Origin of the sequence: Anseongella ginsenosidimutans, from assembly GCF_008033235.1 — a bacterium.
Classification (GTDB): Bacteria; Bacteroidota; Bacteroidia; order Sphingobacteriales; family Sphingobacteriaceae; genus Anseongella; species Anseongella ginsenosidimutans.
Window position 1 is genome coordinate 2,543,051 of sequence record NZ_CP042432.1, and the last position, 15,635, is coordinate 2,558,685.

The 15,635-nt window shown below is 49.2% G+C and carries 11 protein-coding genes and 2 pseudogenes; 3 read left to right on the forward strand and 10 right to left on the reverse strand.

What is annotated here, in order from left to right; genetic code table 11:
- The first annotated feature begins 133 nt into the window (after positions 1–133).
- On the forward strand, positions 134–367 hold the full coding sequence (locus tag FRZ59_RS19085) for a hypothetical protein (RefSeq protein WP_225975020.1): 234 nt from the start codon (positions 134–136) through the stop codon (positions 365–367).
- Between the two features lie 17 nt (positions 368–384).
- Positions 385–1,692 (forward strand): annotated as a pseudogene (locus FRZ59_RS10505) (alanine/glycine:cation symporter family protein); the annotation flags it as partial.
- Here the strand turns inward: FRZ59_RS10505 and FRZ59_RS10510 are convergent.
- Positions 1,575–4,019: a sodium-translocating pyrophosphatase gene (locus tag FRZ59_RS10510; protein WP_225975021.1), complete on the reverse strand. Its 2,445-nt coding sequence runs from the start codon at positions 4,017–4,019 to the stop codon at positions 1,575–1,577. The pseudogene FRZ59_RS10505 and the gene FRZ59_RS10510 sit on opposite strands and share 118 nt — an antisense overlap.
- Before the next feature lie 482 nt (positions 4,020–4,501).
- Between FRZ59_RS10510 and FRZ59_RS10515 the strand changes: the two genes are divergently transcribed.
- A complete protein-coding gene (locus FRZ59_RS10515; protein WP_132130193.1) occupies positions 4,502–4,726 on the forward strand; it encodes a hypothetical protein in 225 nt (74 codons plus the stop codon).
- 273 nt (positions 4,727–4,999) lie between these two features.
- On the opposite strand, the gene FRZ59_RS10520 is transcribed toward FRZ59_RS10515, so the two are convergent.
- The 9 genes and pseudogenes from FRZ59_RS10520 to pyrR all read right to left on the reverse strand — a co-directional run bounded on the left by FRZ59_RS10520 (position 5,000) and on the right by pyrR (position 15,543).
- Positions 5,000–6,304: a bifunctional folylpolyglutamate synthase/dihydrofolate synthase gene (locus tag FRZ59_RS10520; protein WP_132130194.1), complete on the reverse strand. Its 1,305-nt coding sequence runs from the start codon at positions 6,302–6,304 to the stop codon at positions 5,000–5,002.
- Positions 6,305–6,327: 23 nt separating this feature from the next.
- Positions 6,328–7,188 (reverse strand): energy transducer TonB, encoded by an 861-nt coding sequence (locus tag FRZ59_RS10525; RefSeq protein WP_132130195.1) that lies wholly within the window; start codon positions 7,186–7,188, stop codon positions 6,328–6,330.
- Between the two features lie 4 nt (positions 7,189–7,192).
- Positions 7,193–7,594 carry an ExbD/TolR family protein gene (locus tag FRZ59_RS10530; RefSeq protein WP_132130196.1) on the reverse strand — a complete coding sequence of 134 codons (402 nt, stop codon included), beginning with the start codon at positions 7,592–7,594 and terminating at the stop codon, positions 7,193–7,195.
- Between the two features lie 223 nt (positions 7,595–7,817).
- Positions 7,818–8,528 carry a MotA/TolQ/ExbB proton channel family protein gene (locus FRZ59_RS10535; RefSeq protein ID WP_132130197.1) on the reverse strand — a complete coding sequence of 237 codons (711 nt, stop codon included), beginning with the start codon at positions 8,526–8,528 and terminating at the stop codon, positions 7,818–7,820.
- Positions 8,529–8,560: 32 nt separating this feature from the next.
- Positions 8,561–9,160: a hypothetical protein gene (locus tag FRZ59_RS10540; protein WP_132130198.1), complete on the reverse strand. Its 600-nt coding sequence runs from the start codon at positions 9,158–9,160 to the stop codon at positions 8,561–8,563.
- Between the two features lie 92 nt (positions 9,161–9,252).
- Positions 9,253–10,878 carry a TonB-dependent receptor gene (locus FRZ59_RS19090; protein ID WP_225975022.1) on the reverse strand — a complete coding sequence of 542 codons (1,626 nt, stop codon included), beginning with the start codon at positions 10,876–10,878 and terminating at the stop codon, positions 9,253–9,255.
- 1 nt (position 10,879) lies between these two features.
- Positions 10,880–13,963, reverse strand: coding sequence for a tetratricopeptide repeat protein (locus FRZ59_RS10550; RefSeq protein ID WP_132130200.1), 3,084 nt, complete (start codon positions 13,961–13,963; stop codon positions 10,880–10,882).
- A 106-nt stretch (positions 13,964–14,069) separates the two neighbouring features.
- Positions 14,070–14,995: pseudogene (locus FRZ59_RS10555) on the reverse strand (aspartate carbamoyltransferase catalytic subunit).
- An 8-nt stretch (positions 14,996–15,003) separates the two neighbouring features.
- Positions 15,004–15,543 carry a bifunctional pyr operon transcriptional regulator/uracil phosphoribosyltransferase PyrR gene (gene pyrR / locus FRZ59_RS10560; protein WP_132130202.1) on the reverse strand — a complete coding sequence of 180 codons (540 nt, stop codon included), beginning with the start codon at positions 15,541–15,543 and terminating at the stop codon, positions 15,004–15,006.
- Positions 15,544–15,635 lie beyond the last annotated feature (92 nt).

Consider the following 15,635-nt stretch of genomic DNA (forward strand, 5'->3'; position numbering starts at 1 on the left):
GATCAAAACTCAAAATAACGGGGCCAAACCTAACTATTTAATTGGAAAATACCTTGCATATCTTTTTTCAAATGAATACTTTCACGTTTAATTTCCGGAAAACTAACCAATTTAACACCTAATAAAGCGCTGTATGCATCAAAAAAAACTATTCATTCTCGGCCTTCTTTTTCTTGTACCTGTCAGTCTGTTTGCCCAGCAAAAGCCCGGTCTTGATCAGCGCATCAATGATTGGTTCGCTCCCATAGCCGATGCCTGGGAAGCCATTGTCTTTACTACCGTTCCGCTGGGCTCGCTGGACGTTCCTATCGTACTCATCCTGCTCATCGGCGGAGGGTTTTCTTCACCTTGTACTTTTCCTTCGTAAATATCCGGAAATTTCCTATGGCATTGAAAGTGGTAAGAGGAAAATATGATTTCGTCGAAGGCAACGGAAACGAGAACATTCACCCGGACAAGGACCTGATCACCCGGGACGGCGATATTCCCGATACCATAAAGGATGAAAGCAGACAGGGTGAAGTAAGCCATTTCCAGGCTCTTACGGCGGCTGTTTCGGGTACCGTGGGTTTAGGGAACATTGCCGGTGTGGCAGTAGCCATCGCGCTGGGAGGGCCGGGGGCTACGTTCTGGATGATCATTGCCGGCTTGCTGGGAATGTCCTCGAAATTCGTGGAATGTACACTTGGCGTAAAATACAGGGATGTAGATCCGGACGGTACTGTGCATGGAGGGCCTATGTATTACCTGGCCAAAGGATTAAAGGAGAAAGGCTGGACAAAGGCGGGAAAAACACTTGCAATACTGTTTTCCATTTTATGCGTCGGCGCTTCATTTGGCGGCGGCAACTCGTTTCAGGCTAACCAGGCCGTGGCGCAGATAACTTCTACATTTGATCTGACGGGAGGATTTATTAAATCATTGCTGGGAGTAGGCATGGCCGGATTGGTGGCCATTGTTATTATCGGGGGAATTAAGAGGATCGCGAACTGGACGGAAAAGATCGTGCCTTTTATGGCCGGGCTTTACATCCTGGCCTGCCTGATCATTGTATTTGCACATTTCTCCTACATAGACGATGCGATCGTGCAGATCTTCAGTCAGGCATTTACCCCGCTTGCAGGACTGGGAGGAATGGTAGGCGTGCTTATTACCGGATTCAGAAGAGCGGCTTTTTCCAACGAAGCAGGAATGGGTTCGGCGCCCATCGCCCATTCGGCGGTTAAGACCAGGTATCCCGCCAGCGAAGGCGTTGTCTCCCTCCTGGAGCCCTTCGTAGACACAGTGGTGATCTGTACCATGACTGCCCTGGTGATCGTGCTGTATAATATGGAAGGCGCTTTTACCTACGGGGTGCAGGATGAATTCGGGAATGTAATTCTTAATTCATCCGGCGAAGCCGTAGGAGGCGTAGGGTTAACGACCCTGGCATTTGATTCCGCATTACCGCATTTCTCCTACGTGCTTACCATAGCCATCGTGCTGTTTGCCTTTTCCACGATGATCTCCTGGTCATACTACGGCATGCAGGCCTGGAAATTCCTTTTCGGCAAATCAAAAGCCGCCGATCTGACTTATAAAGTATTGTTCCTGATCTTCGTGGTGATAGGGGCTGCTACCACGCTGGACGCTGTAGTCAAGTTTTCCGACGCCATGCTGCTAGCAATGGTGTTTCCCAACATGATCGGGCTGGTCATACTTGCGCCCAAAGTTAAAGAAGAGCTTAACCGGTACGTTAAAGCGGTTAAACAGCGATTCTTGTCCTGAGCCACGTTCCCGGGGGCTGCCACGGCATTAGCCGCTGCCGGCCTCCGTGGAATTTCCCCGCAAAGGCCGGAGCCTGTGTTATGCTGCTGAACGGCTTCCGTTTTATTGCTTTCCGGAACAGCGGAATGATGAGCCGTCTCTACTGCAATATGAGGGGCGATCACCAGGGAAACAATGGACATCAGCTTGATCAGGATATTCATAGAGGGGCCGGAAGTATCCTTGAACGGATCGCCTACCGTATCCCCGGTAACGGACGCTTTGTGCGGCTCGGATCCCTTATAATAGGTTTCTCCGTCAATTTCAACCCCTTTCTCGAAGGATTTTTTGGCATTATCCCAGGCGCCGCCCGCATTGGACTGGAACATGCCCATCAATACCCCTGAAACCGTCACGCCAGCCAGCAAGCCGCCGAGTACTTCGGGGCCGAAGGCAAAGCCGATAACCAAAGGTGTTATTAGTGCAATAGCGCCGGGAGCAAACATTTCCCGGATAGAAGCTTTGGTGGAAATGGCTACGCATTTTTCATATTCGGGAGTAGCCTTATGTTCCATGATGCCTGGAATATCGCGAAACTGCCGCCGTACTTCATTTACCATGTCCATGGCGGCACGTCCGACAGCTGAAATGCAAAGCGACGAAAAAATGAAGGGAATCATTCCCCCGACAAACAGTCCCGCCAGTACATCGGCTTTGTAGATATCAATCTGGTCGATACCCGCCACACCAACAAAAGCTGCGAAAAGAGCCAGGGACGTGAGGGCGGCGGAAGCAATGGCAAAACCTTTTCCGGTGGCGGCGGTCGTGTTGCCGACTGCATCCAGGTTATCAGTACGTTCCCGCACTTCCTTGGGCAGCCCGCTCATTTCTGCAATCCCGCCCGCATTGTCTGCGATTGGCCCGAACGCATCAATAGCCAGCTGCATAGCCGTAGTTGCCATCATTCCGGCAGCGGCAATAGCTACGCCGTAAAGCCCCGCGAAGAAATAGGAACCGTAAATACCTCCCGCCAGCACCAGGATAGGCAGCAGGGTGGATTCCATTCCTACCGCCAGCCCGCCGATGATATTAGTGGCATGGCCGGTTGAAGACTGTTTAACGATGGAATTAACCGGCCGTTTATTCATGGCCGTGTAATATTCGGTAATGGTACTCATCAGCGCGCCTACGACCAAACCAAGCACAATGGCTGAATACACGTCCATGCTGCTGAATTCGTATCCGCGGATGCTCATTTCGGACGGAAGCATCCAGTAAACCGCCAGGAAGGAAAATACGGCAGTCAGGATGATCGAAGACCAGTTCCCCATATTAAGTGCCGCCTGTACGTTATCGGTTTCCTTTTTAATGCGGACAAACCAGGTACCCACGATGGAAAATACGAGTCCCAGGCCCGCAATAACCATCGGCAGCAGGATAGGGGCGATCCCCCCGAAGTTATCTTCCGAAACGATCTCACGGCCCAGTACCATTGTTGCAAGAATGGTGGCCACGTAAGAACCGAAGAGATCCGCACCCATTCCGGCAACATCGCCCACGTTATCCCCTACATTGTCGGCAATGGTGGCAGGGTTGCGCACATCGTCTTCCGGTATCCCGGCTTCCACTTTTCCTACCAGGTCGGCGCCTACGTCCGCCGCTTTCGTGTAAATGCCGCCTCCTACGCGGGCAAAAAGCGCAATGCTTTCAGCGCCCAGGGAAAAGCCCGCCAGCACTTCCAGCGCCTTTTCCATTTCCACACCATTTACGCTGGCCCCGTGCTGAACGACAAAAAGGTTGTAGAACACGATAAAAAGGGAGCCCAGCCCTAATACAGCCAGGCCTGCAACGCCCATTCCCATTACCGAACCGCCGGTAAAAGATACCTTAAGGGCCCTGGCAAGACTCGTGCGGGCGGCTTGTGTGGTGCGTACATTCGCTTTGGTAGCGATGCTCATTCCTATATATCCTGCGAAAGCAGATGTTACCGCTCCAATAATGAAGGAAACGGCGATGATCCAACTCGATGTTTCCACCAATGTTCCCGACCAGCCCAGCAAAAGGGCGGCAATCACGACATAATATGACAATACCTTCCATTCTGCTTGTAAAAAAGCCATAGCGCCCCTGGCGATGTATCCCGCCAGTTCCACCATTTTCGCTTCACCGGGATCCTGCTTTGTCACCCAGCTGGACCGCATCCAGGTAACAAAAAGCCCCAGCAAACCAAGCACAGGGATCAGGTAAATTAAGTTCTGTCGTAAAAATTCCATATACAGTTTTCGTTTAACGCTTTTTTATAATAAAGCCGCTAAAATACGCCGCAGGTGCTGAATATTCAAATAAATTTTCCTGGCTTGACGGGGACAGGCTTTTCGCCCTGCTTCTCTGAACATTTAGGATGGTTCTGCACATTCATGAATGAAGTCGAATGCTTACGCGCCCTGCTTCTCTGAACATTTTAGGATGGTTCTGCGCAACGAGGCTCCTGCCGTTGACGATCCGGATATGCGCCTGCAAACCTGCGGGCACTAATGCTTCTTTGGCGGAATTCGTGTAAAAAATACCTGTTGCTGTGGTAGTTTCGCCACAAATGATGTGCGTCCACTTCGCGTGTTCCTGCTTTCCAGTGCCCTTGGTATATAAATTGCTTATACTAACTGGTAATTGAACAATAATTGGTTAATAAGATCATTATCAGAAATACGTCTACATTTTTAAAACGGATGATTTGTTTAACCTTAAAATTAAGATCATGAAATTATCAAAAATGAGCATTAAAAAAAGCATGGCGCTTTTTGGTATTGCCGGGATGTTTGCCGGTGCGGTAGCTTGTAATTCTCCCCAGAACGATTCCCAGAATGACAGCGAAGAGCTGGATCCTGGTACGGAAAACATGTATGAGGAGCCAATGCCGAGCGACGATACCACTTCCGCGGTAGATACTACCCTGACGGATACCCTGGATAATGGTTTTTAGTTTTTTAACCATTTAAGTTAAAAACAATGAAAAAAGGAGCTATTTATGCTGTGCTTGTAGCAGCAATGGGTCTTATGGCGTCTTGTGGTACGACCAAGAACACCGAATCCGGTGATACGATGGAGAGCGACACAACAATGACGCAGCCCATCCCGGACACCAGCGGAACTGAGACTCCGATGCCCATGGATACTATGGGACAATAATCAACAACCCCGGAAGCCATGTAACCCTTCCGGGGTTGTTTATTTGCAACTTCCCGCGGTAAGCCGGTCAGAGTGTATTCGCCGCAACTATTGCTTCCGCCACGACAAAAGTGCTTCCTCCGATAAATATCATGTCCAGGACAGATGCCGCTTGCCGCGCCGCTTCAACCGCCTCCTTTACAGAAGTAAATGCCTCACCTCTTAAGCCGGCCGCAAACGCTTTTTCCTGCAACACATTTTCATCCATTGCGCGGGGAACACCCGCCTTACAGAAGTAATAACAGGCCTTCTGTGGAAGTATAGTCAGGATTTTTTCCACGTCCTTATCGTTCACCATTCCAAAAACTATGTGCAGCTTTTCATGAGGGGTCGCGGAGATTTGCTGCAACACTTCCCGGATACCGTCCTGGTTATGGCCGGTATCGCAGACCATGAGCGGCGCCGCGCTTAATATTTGCCAGCGGCCGGCGAAACCGGTCAAAGCCTTAACCCGTCGTACTGCGTCCCTTACAATTTTGTCACCTACAGTGAAACCCCGTTTTTTTAATTCCTCCACAGCCGAAAGCACCGTTCTGATGTTTTTTTTCTGATATCCCCCGGTCAGATCCAGTTGTAAGTCAAGGGTCTTTCCAAAGGTTGATGAACGAACAGCTATCTCCAAAAACCCTTCTTCCCGGTTTATGGAATTCACGTCCCAGTCCAGGGAGGCGAAATGAACAGGCGCCTGCATTTGCGCGGCCTTTTCGCGGAAAACCGGTGCGGTTTCTTCCTGGTATTCGCCGATGACCACCGGAACGCCGAATTTTATAATGCCCGCTTTTTCTCCGGCAATGGCATCCAGCGTACTACCAAGGACATGTACATGGTCCAGCCCGATATTGGTAATCACGGAAAGTTCGGGTGTAATGATATTGGTGGAATCCAGCCTTCCGCCCATGCCCACTTCGACGACCGCGATATCTACCTCCTGCAAGGCGAAATACCAGAAAGCCATGGCTACCGTCACTTCAAAAAAAGATGGGGAGATGCCTTCTATCCCAGAGCGGTTTGCCGCTACAAAACGAACAACATCTTCTTCCGGGATCATGCAGCCGTTAACCCGGATACGTTCCCTGAAGTCAACCAGATGAGGAGAAGTATATAAGCCTGTTTTATAGCCCGCAGTTTGCAGAATAGCAGCCAGCATATGGGAAACGGATCCCTTTCCGTTGGTTCCGCCGATATGTACGGAGCGAAAGCGATTTTGCGGATTTTCAAGCCGCTGACAGAGCGTATTGATATTACGAAGGTCAGGCCGGTAGGCAGGTAAGCCTATTTTGTGGAATACAGGAAGCCGGCTGTACAGGTAATCGATCGTTTCCCGGTAATCCACTGTTGCTCGGTTTTTCCAGTGTTTTACCGGAGGATAAACGTAAATACAACCGTGCCGGCCTGGATTTCGGGGCCTTTGGCGATGGGGTTTAACTTGGCATTCATTACCGCTTGCTCACATTTGGCCCACAAGGCGGCGCTGGAGATGGTAGTGCCCCGGGCGCCCGCTTTGGCAGTTTTTATATTTCCGCTGCGGTCTACCGTGATCTGGACCGCTATCTTTCCTGTACTTTGGCCGTCGTCCTGCAGGGTAGGGCGTGAAGTGAAGTACCTTCCCGCAAGGTTAAGGGCAATGCCCCCGCCGCCGGAGCCTGTTCCTTCGTAACTGTTAGAAAGGTTATTCCCTGTTTGCGCTCCCTGGTTTCCGGCCTGTGTGCCGGTTCCGTCGCCGCTTCCGGCGCCCTCGCTCTGGTTGCCTTTATATAAGGCATTCTGGTTAACTACGGGTTCCTTTTTCTCTTCCGGCTGGCTATGATCATTATTGGTTACCGGGCCTTCCACGGGTTTAGCCGTAACTTCCGGGTTATTCGAGCTTTTCACGGCCGGCGCTTCTTCAAAATCCTGGGTAGCTATGCGTCTTTCATCAGCTTCCGGTACCGGGTTAGAGGAGGCCGCTACTTCTTCCTGCGTTTCCACCGGCGGGCGGTTATTAGCTTCCGGAGAAGCCGAAACCGCTTCCATACTGGTATAATCCGTTCCCATTCCTACTTCATCAGGGCCGTAATTGATCTCAATTCCGCCGCTCAGTATTTCTTCCCTGGTTTCCTGCTGCGTCCGGATGTAAACAAAGTAGAGGACGAGTAAAATTACAATATATACGCCTGAAGCGTAAGCAAGCGCTTTTTTCCACTGGGGAGGCTGGTCTATATATTGATAATTTGCCATGATATTATTGTTCTTTATCGGTGGCCAGCACCATTTTTACCTGGTTGCGGTTGCATGCGTCCATAATATCCACCAGGTGTTGTACATCCACCGAACGATCTACGTATAAAACGGCGGAAAGTTCATTATTGTTTCCCCGGGGATAATTTTGCAGCAGGCTGTCAAGCATGCCTACTGATACCGGACGCTTGTCGATATACAGCTGCAGATCTTTGGTCAGCGTAATGTTAACGGTTTGTTTCGAATAGGTGTCACCTGATTCGGACCGCGGATTTTGTACCCTGATCACATTTGGATTGATCACCAGGGAAGCGATAAGGAAAAACAACATCAGGAAGAACATGATATCGTTCATCGATGCTGCGTTTACTTCCGCCTGTACTTTATGCCTCTTTCTGATGTTCATTTTCTAAGTTGCTTCGCAAATAGTTCAAAGTTTCATGTTGCTTCGCAAATAGTTCAAAGTTTCATGTTGCTTCGCAACAGTTCAAAGTTCCAATTTGCTTCGCACAGTTCAAAGTTACCGCTTCAGGGTGCAAATTCGAAGCCGGAAAAACACGCGTTAACATAAAACCTTAAACCTTAAACCTTGAACCTTGAACCTTGAACTTTAAACCTGGAACTTTAAACTATTTAGTAGGTTCTTCCAGTAAATCAATAAAATCGATCGAATCCGTTTCCATTTGCAAAATTACCTTATCTACCATCATGGTTAAAATATGATGACCGATATAAGCCAGGATCCCGATGAACAGGCCGGCGGCACTGGTGATCATTTTCTGGTACAAACCGCTGGAAACAGTGTCAATGGAATATTCTCCGGTAGCGGAAATATCGTAAAAGATCGTAATTACCCCAATGATAGTTCCAATAAAGCCCAGCATGGGAGCAATGCCCGCGATAATTCCCAGGATACTAATGTTCTTTTCCAGTTTCGACACCTCCAGTTTCCCCTGGTTTTCAATGGCGCCTTCAATATCCTTAATAGGCTTACCTATGCGAAGAAGCCCTTTTTGAAGCATGCGGCCAATCGGAGTTGCGCTATTCCTGCAAAGAGCAATGGCGCCGTCAAGATTGCCGGCAAGCACGTACTGCTTTATCTGCATGGTAAGGTTGGCTTCATAGCGGGCGGCCTTCCGGATGGTGAAATACCGCTCGAAAAAGATATAAATACCAAGGAAGAGCAGCAGCGCTATCGGAAGCATAACCCAGCCCCCTTTGATCAAAAGACTCAATATATTCACCTTTTGCTCAGCCGCAATCACGGAATTCTGGGGGAGCGCTTGCTGTAAAGTATCTGCCGCCTGGTTCAGGGTATCCCCAATCTGTAACAACAACATAAATTATTCTTGATTTTTTACTGTTTTTAACTTTAAACTCCAATAATATTCAGCCTCACAAGCAGCAGGGATACAAGCCCTAATATAATCAGACCAATCAGAATTGCCCAAACAAGCTTGAATTTATTTTTTCTTACATTTTTAAACCCGATTTTCCGGGTGATGACCTCTACCATATTCCCGTGTTCCAGGGGCTTTAGTTCCACTGGGCTCAGGCCGAAGATAGCACGGTCGTTGAGTAAGGACTCAAAGATGACCTTCCCTGACTGGCCGGCGGTTAATTTACCCACTTCCGGAAGCTCAAAAGAGCCGTTACGGCTTAGCTCCTGTTTTACGCGGATAACAAACTTATCAACTTCATAACCGGCCAGGTTCGGGTTTATCTGCCGGCTCTCCGCTATTTTTTCTGCCAGTTTCCTGTCTCGCGCATCGTATTTCTCAGAGAAAGCAAGCCCTGCCAAAAAGGGGAAAAAGTGATCACGCCCTTCTTTTTTCTGCCCGCTCTGTTCCGCCGGTTTCTTCTTCGGATGTTCATCCGCATGCTGAACCGAAGTGGAAAGGGTACCCAGGCCGGGTATGCAGACCTGTTTTTCGGTACTTAAAAGTATTGCTATCGATTTTGTAATATCCATACCCTTTCGCGTTCGCTAAAGTGAAAATGTAAGTCCGGCCATCATGTTAAAGCCCATTCCCTGGTAATTCAGGTAGCGCTCGTATTGTTTGTTCAATACATTGTTGGCATTGAGGAAAATACCGAAGTTTGTGTTGATCTTGTAGCTCGCACCAAAATTAAGATCCGCATAGGGGTCCAGCACCTCGTAGGTAGTGCCTTCGCCGGCGGCCCCAGGTATGCATTACGCTCGCCGACATAGAAGAGGTCAGCGGTCAGGAAAAGCTTGTCGCGGTAATTATAAGTGGGTGAAATATACAATTTCATGGAAGGAACATTCCAGGCGCGCTGGATGAAGTCATCTTCGTACTTGTAGCTCCAGACACCCATATTCATTCTGAACGCTTCCGAATAACGCACATTCAGTTCGGCATTGATCGTTGTCCGCTTGCCGTTCTCACCTGCCTGGTACACGCTGAATTCGCGGCTGTTCAGCGTATCGTTAACAATGAAATTCTGGTAGTCTACATTTGCATACTCGAATTGTGCCTTAAAGCCAACGCTGGACGAGAAAGAGCCCCGGATTCCTCCGAATGCATTGTATTTTTCACGGGAGTTGCCAAGCCCTGAGAAGTTGCGCATGTATGGATTTTCTTCTGAGAAATCTTTTACCGTATTTTTTACCACGTCTCCGCTCAAGCCACCGAATAAAGCGAGGTAATCAGGGATAAGCTGGAAATCAATGCTCAGGTCGGGGAAAAGGAACATTTTCTTATCAATCCCTGCAAAGGCATTGTCGTCCGAGATTCCCACCAGGTTAATCCCTCCTTTAAAGGTAAAGCTTCCGTTCTTGAAAAGGAGATAGGGTTTGAAGCGGTAAACCGGGTTTTTAACCGAGGCAACTTCACCGCCGCCGGCGGTTGCCATGTCCAGGTTGGTGATATCAATATTCCCGGAAAGGTTAATGGAAAAAGTACCCAGTTGCTTCCCGATCAGCCCCGTGAGGTAAAAGTTATTTTCTTTCGACTCGAATTCATCGGAAAGTGTGTAGCCTCCGAGCTTCAGGCCGTATACAAAATCAGATGAGGTGGTCCGGAGGTTGGCAATTTCAACTTCCCCTTCCAGGAGATTGAAGTTTTGTTTAACTGTGCCGGTATCGACGGCAGTAGGTATGGGAAATACATCGGGATCGGTGATATCCAAGGGGCCGTTGAGAACAGAGATACGGTTTCCACGCTGCCGGTATGCCGCATTTACGTTCAGGCTTGCACGCTCTCCGATATTGAATTTTCCAAAGCCGCCCACCGCGGTGCGGCCGTACTGCTGATAATCAAAATCTCCTTTAGCGGAATTATGCTGAAAAAAGAGGCCGTACTGGTTGTTTTCGTCCTGTTTATTATTGAAATATATTTCTCCGAGAACGCCGCCCAGGTTTCCTGCCCCGGCTTTCCCATAAAGGTAAGGGATGAAACCATTGGTGACAGCACGAGGTTGTTTGGCCGGAACGGGGCCGGGGTTGGAATTGTCGCTTAATTTTTCGTCCGTCACAAGGTAGTTTAACCGGGGCCGGACCTGGTTGGTGTCGCTTAATTGAGGGTTTTTCCTGATCTTAACCGCATCGGCCAGCACCGGGCGGTAAGCCCTTACCACATTGATCTGCTCTTCCAGGGTTCGCTGGGCGTATCCGGCCTGCGCGGCAGAAAGAAAAATAATGATCCAAAAATATCGTTGAAATTTCATCTTAATTTTCATTACTGGTTGAATCCTGTGCTGCTTCTTCCGCTTTGTCTGCGGCATTTATTTCTTCCAGCTTCTGTTTTGCGGAAGGAACGATGTCGTCATCGCCCTGGTAATTATCGATCACGCTCTGAAGCGTACTCCTTGCCTGGAAGATATTCCCCTTTTTCGCGTAATTATCTGCGAGGAGAACAAAGCTCCTGGCTACCCAGTAGTCCTGGTTAGGCATGTTGTTGATGACCTCGAAGCAGCTCTTTTCAGATGCATCGTAATCGCCGGAAGTGTTTTGTATTTGTGCCTCCAGGTATTTTGCTTCAGCCGCTACCGCTGTCTTGGCTGTTTTACTGGCGGCCCGGAACTCTTCGAGCGCTCTGGCTGCCTCACCTCGGGCCAGGTAAGATTTCCCGGCATACAAATGGGCCATATTCAGCTCGTTAGTTGACGCTTTTTCATTCTTAAGTACTTCCTGGCTATAATAGAATGTAGAATCCGCATTTCCCTGGGCATTATAAGCGCGCATCAGGTTAACAATGGCAAAACCCTGGTTTTCCTGGTACTCGGGATCGCCCTCCAGCGTCTTCAGCAAGGGCAGGACATTTACGAAATCCTCCCGGGTAATATAAATCTCTGAAGCCGCTACCAGTGCGCGCTGAGAGTACTGGTTCTTGGGCTGTTCGGCCAGGTACAGGAAATCGCTAAGCGCTTCATCATGCTTGTTGCTTCTAACCAGGCACTCAGCGCGGTAAAAATGTACATCGTTGGTGAATTGACCTTGCGGGAAATTGCTCAGGTAATTACTGAACGTAGCAACGCCTTTTTCGCAATCACCTTTAAGATACATAGAATAAGCTGCCTGGTAACTGATGGAATCCTGTTCGCTGGTAGAGATATTTACGTTCGGGACTGTTTTGCTGTAGGATAGGAAAGCTTCCGCATTACCCTGTTCCACATAAATGTTCCGGATGGCCTGGATGGCTTCTCTTCTCTGCGCGGTAGAACCATAGTTGCTGACTACTTTTTTATAGGTTGCCAGGGCTGCTTCGTCATTGCCTGCATTATACTGGATCAGCCCCAGTTTCATCATCGCCTCGGGGGCGCGGCTGCTGTTTGGATACCTGCTGATCAGCGAATTGAATTCGGCGGTAGCCTGGGCTACATTCCCTTCCAGCAAGTAGGTGTTCCCGATTTCAAACTGCGCATCGTCCGCATAACCCGACTCCGGGTATTTGCTGATAATACCTTGCAGCGTACCGGCTTTATTGGCATTTTGTCCGCGCAGCCCTTCGATCATTCCTTTCTGATACAAGGCATAATCTACGCCGGAACCGCCGCTGGCGATCACCGAGTTATAAACGTCAAGCGCCTGGCCGTAATTTTTCAGAACGAACCGGGAATCGGCAAGGCGAAGCCGCGCATCGTTAATGACTCCCTGTTCGCTGCCGCCGCTGCTGATATACTGCTGGAAATGCTGCGCTGCCTGGCGGAAGTCGTCATTCTGGAAATAAGCGTAGCCAGCGGTGTAATAAGCAAAAGGCATCACATTCGTAGACGCTGCACGTTCATTGGCAAAGAAAGCGCGGTAATTAGCAACCGCTTCGCTGAAATAGCGCAGCTCATAATAGGCTTCTCCTGCCCAGTAATTCGCAAGGGCGGTAATATTCCTGTCTTCGGAATAATAAACGGCCTGCTTAAACAGCTCAATGGCCTGTTCGTATTTTTTTTCGTTGAATAATTCGGCGCCGCGGTAATAGCTCACCTTCTGGTAAAGTTCATTACTCTGCCGGGTCTTGTTGCGTACGCTTTCCAGCACTTTCAGCGCTTCGGCGTAATTCCGGCTGCTTAACAGGACTTCTCCCCGTACGGTACGCGCCTCATCGATGTAAACGGAATTCGGGAAGCGTTCAATGTATTGCTGGGTAGCCGTTAAGGCAAAGGAGTTAAAGCCCAGTTCGTAAGAAAGCTTGGCATATTGCAGCAGGGCATGCTGCTGAATCTCTTCATCGTGCGCCAGCTTGGACGCCCGTTCAAAGGCAGCCCGCGCATTTTGCTTGTTATCCGTTTTCAGGAAACAGTCCCCCAGCGTGTACATCGCATATTGCGTCCAGATATCATCGCCGTTCACCAGCGGTTCCAGGAGGATGATCGCATTCTTGTAATCGCCGGTTTTGTAATAACTGTACCCGATCTGGTAGCTGTCCTGAGATGATTGATCTGCTGCATGGGTGCTGTTGAGGAAAAAGCCGAAGTATTCCACCGCCTTCTCGTATTCGCCTTTATTAAAATAGGCTGATCCCAGTAATTTGGCCAGCTGCGCTTCGTATTCCGAACCCCGGCCGTTCTCAAAGGCGGGTTCAGCCAGGGCAATGGCGGCATCTACTTTATCCAGCACCAGCAGAATCTGCGATTTATAATATATGTATGCATCCTTGTACTGAGGAACGTCGCGCAGTTTCTCAAATTCCCTGAGCGATACATCATAATCCTTTTTCAGGAAAGAAACATGCGCATAGTAATAGGTGGCGTCATTGGTGTAAGGATTCCGGGGCTGCTGCGCTTTCTTGAAAAACCCAAGGGCGCGGATATCTTCCCCGGTTTCCAGGTGGCTTATGCCCATTTTGAAATTATATTCGGCCCGGTCGTTTCCGGCGAGGTCGTTTTCCTTCACTTTGCTGAACCACTCAATAGCCTGCGGGTAATCTTTTCTCGCATAGTACAGCTTGCCCACATGGAACATCGCCGACTTCGTTTTCTCGCTTTCCGGGTAATCGGTAATAAAGCTCAGCAGGGCCTCCTGTGACTGCCGGTTCCCCAGTTCAAGGCCGCAAAGGATCTCATAATAGCGGGCATCGGCCTTCATCATCGTGATATCGCCGTTTTCAGCAGGAGTACTTCCGGCAACCTGCTTGTCCGTGTACACCTGCCGGAACATTTCCGCGGCGGACGCAAACTGATTATGGTCAAAAAGCTCAAGGCCCTTCCGGAAGGTCGCATTCGTTTCGTAATAAGCCGGCTGCTGTGCAAACAGGGTATAGGACGAAGCGAAAAATAAAAATATAAGGGGGAATAACTTTTTTCTGAACTGCATCATTTAGGTTTTAACACTCTCGCGTGTAAAATTATTGCTTAGCCGGGAGTATTTGCCCCCGTAGTTATTAACACTTGTGGATAAGGTTTAATGTCTGACTGGCATGAAGTTAGTGTTTCTGGGCCAGAAGGTACATGACCGCCATACGGATAGCGACACCGTTTTCTACTTGTTCCAGGATAATGGAATGTTCGCTGTCCGCTACATCGCTGGTGATTTCTACACCGCGGTTAATTGGCCCCGGATGCATGATGGTAATGGTCTTGTCCAGGGAATCGAGCAAGGCCCGGTTCAGCCCGTACATCATCGTGTATTCCCGCAGCGAAGGAAAATATTTAATATCCTGGCGTTCCAGTTGAATGCGCAGCATATTGGCAATGTCACACCATTCCAATGCTTTTCGAAGGTTATGCTCCACCAAAACTCCAAGGTCTTCCATGTAGCGAGGTATCAGGGTAGTAGGGCCGCAGACCATTACTTCGGCGCCCAGTTTTTGCAGGCACAAAATATTGGACAGGGCCACGCGGGAATGCAGGATATCACCCACGATCACTACTTTTTTCCCGCTGACATCTCCAAGTCTTTCACGAATGGAAAACGCATCAAGCAGCGCCTGTGTAGGATGCTCGTTAGCGCCGTCCCCTGCATTAATAATATTAGCATGGATGTGCCTCGAAAGGAACACCCCGGCCCCGGGTAAGGATGACGCATGACGATCATATCCACCTTCATCGCCAGGATGTTTTTAACCGTATCCACCAGGGTTTCTCCCTTACTGACCGAGGAGGAGGACGCTGAAAAATTGATTACATCTGCTGAAAGTCGTTTTTGAGCCAGCTCAAACGAAAGCCGGGTACGTGTGGAATTTTCAAAAAACACATTCGCTACGGTCACGTCACGCAGGGAAGGCACCTTTTTGATCGGCCGGTTGATGACTTCCTTGAAATTATCGGCCGTTTCAAAGATCAGCTGAATATCCTTCTCGTTCAAATCCTTTATCCCCAACAAATTCCTGGTGCTGAGCTGGTTATTCATTACTTATCCTATGTATTTAATAAATAAATAGCATCCTCTCCCTCGGTTTCTTTCCAGGTGACCTTGACACTCTGAGAGGCGATGGAATCAACCTGTATACCGATATAATCGGGTTCAATAGGCAAATGCCGGGAATAACGCCGGTCAACCAGCACCAGCAATTCCACCCTTGCCGCCCTTCCAAAGGCCATCATCGCGTCCAGGCCGGATCGAATGGTCCGTCCCGTATACAATACGTCGTCCACCAGGATAACCTTTTTGTTTTCGATCATAAAATCAATACTGGTAGAATTAGCCACCAGCGGCGTATCCCGCCGGCGGAAATCATCCCGGAAAAAGGTGATATCCAAATGCCCGCAGGGAACGGTTGATGCGGGAAGTATCTTTTTTAATTCCTCATGGATCCGGTCAGCAAGATAGATGCCCCGCGGCTGCAGCCCGATGATGGCCGACTCACTAAAATCGTCATGAATTTCGATCAGCTGGTGGCAAAGCCGCTGGATCACAAGGTCAAATTTCCGACTGCCAAGCAAAAGTTTTTGTTGCATGGATGCTGTGCTGAGGCAATTCCGGCCCTGCTGTTTTCCGCCGGGAGCGCCTGAGGCAAATATAGGGATAAGTAGGAGAAAGAAAAAAGCAG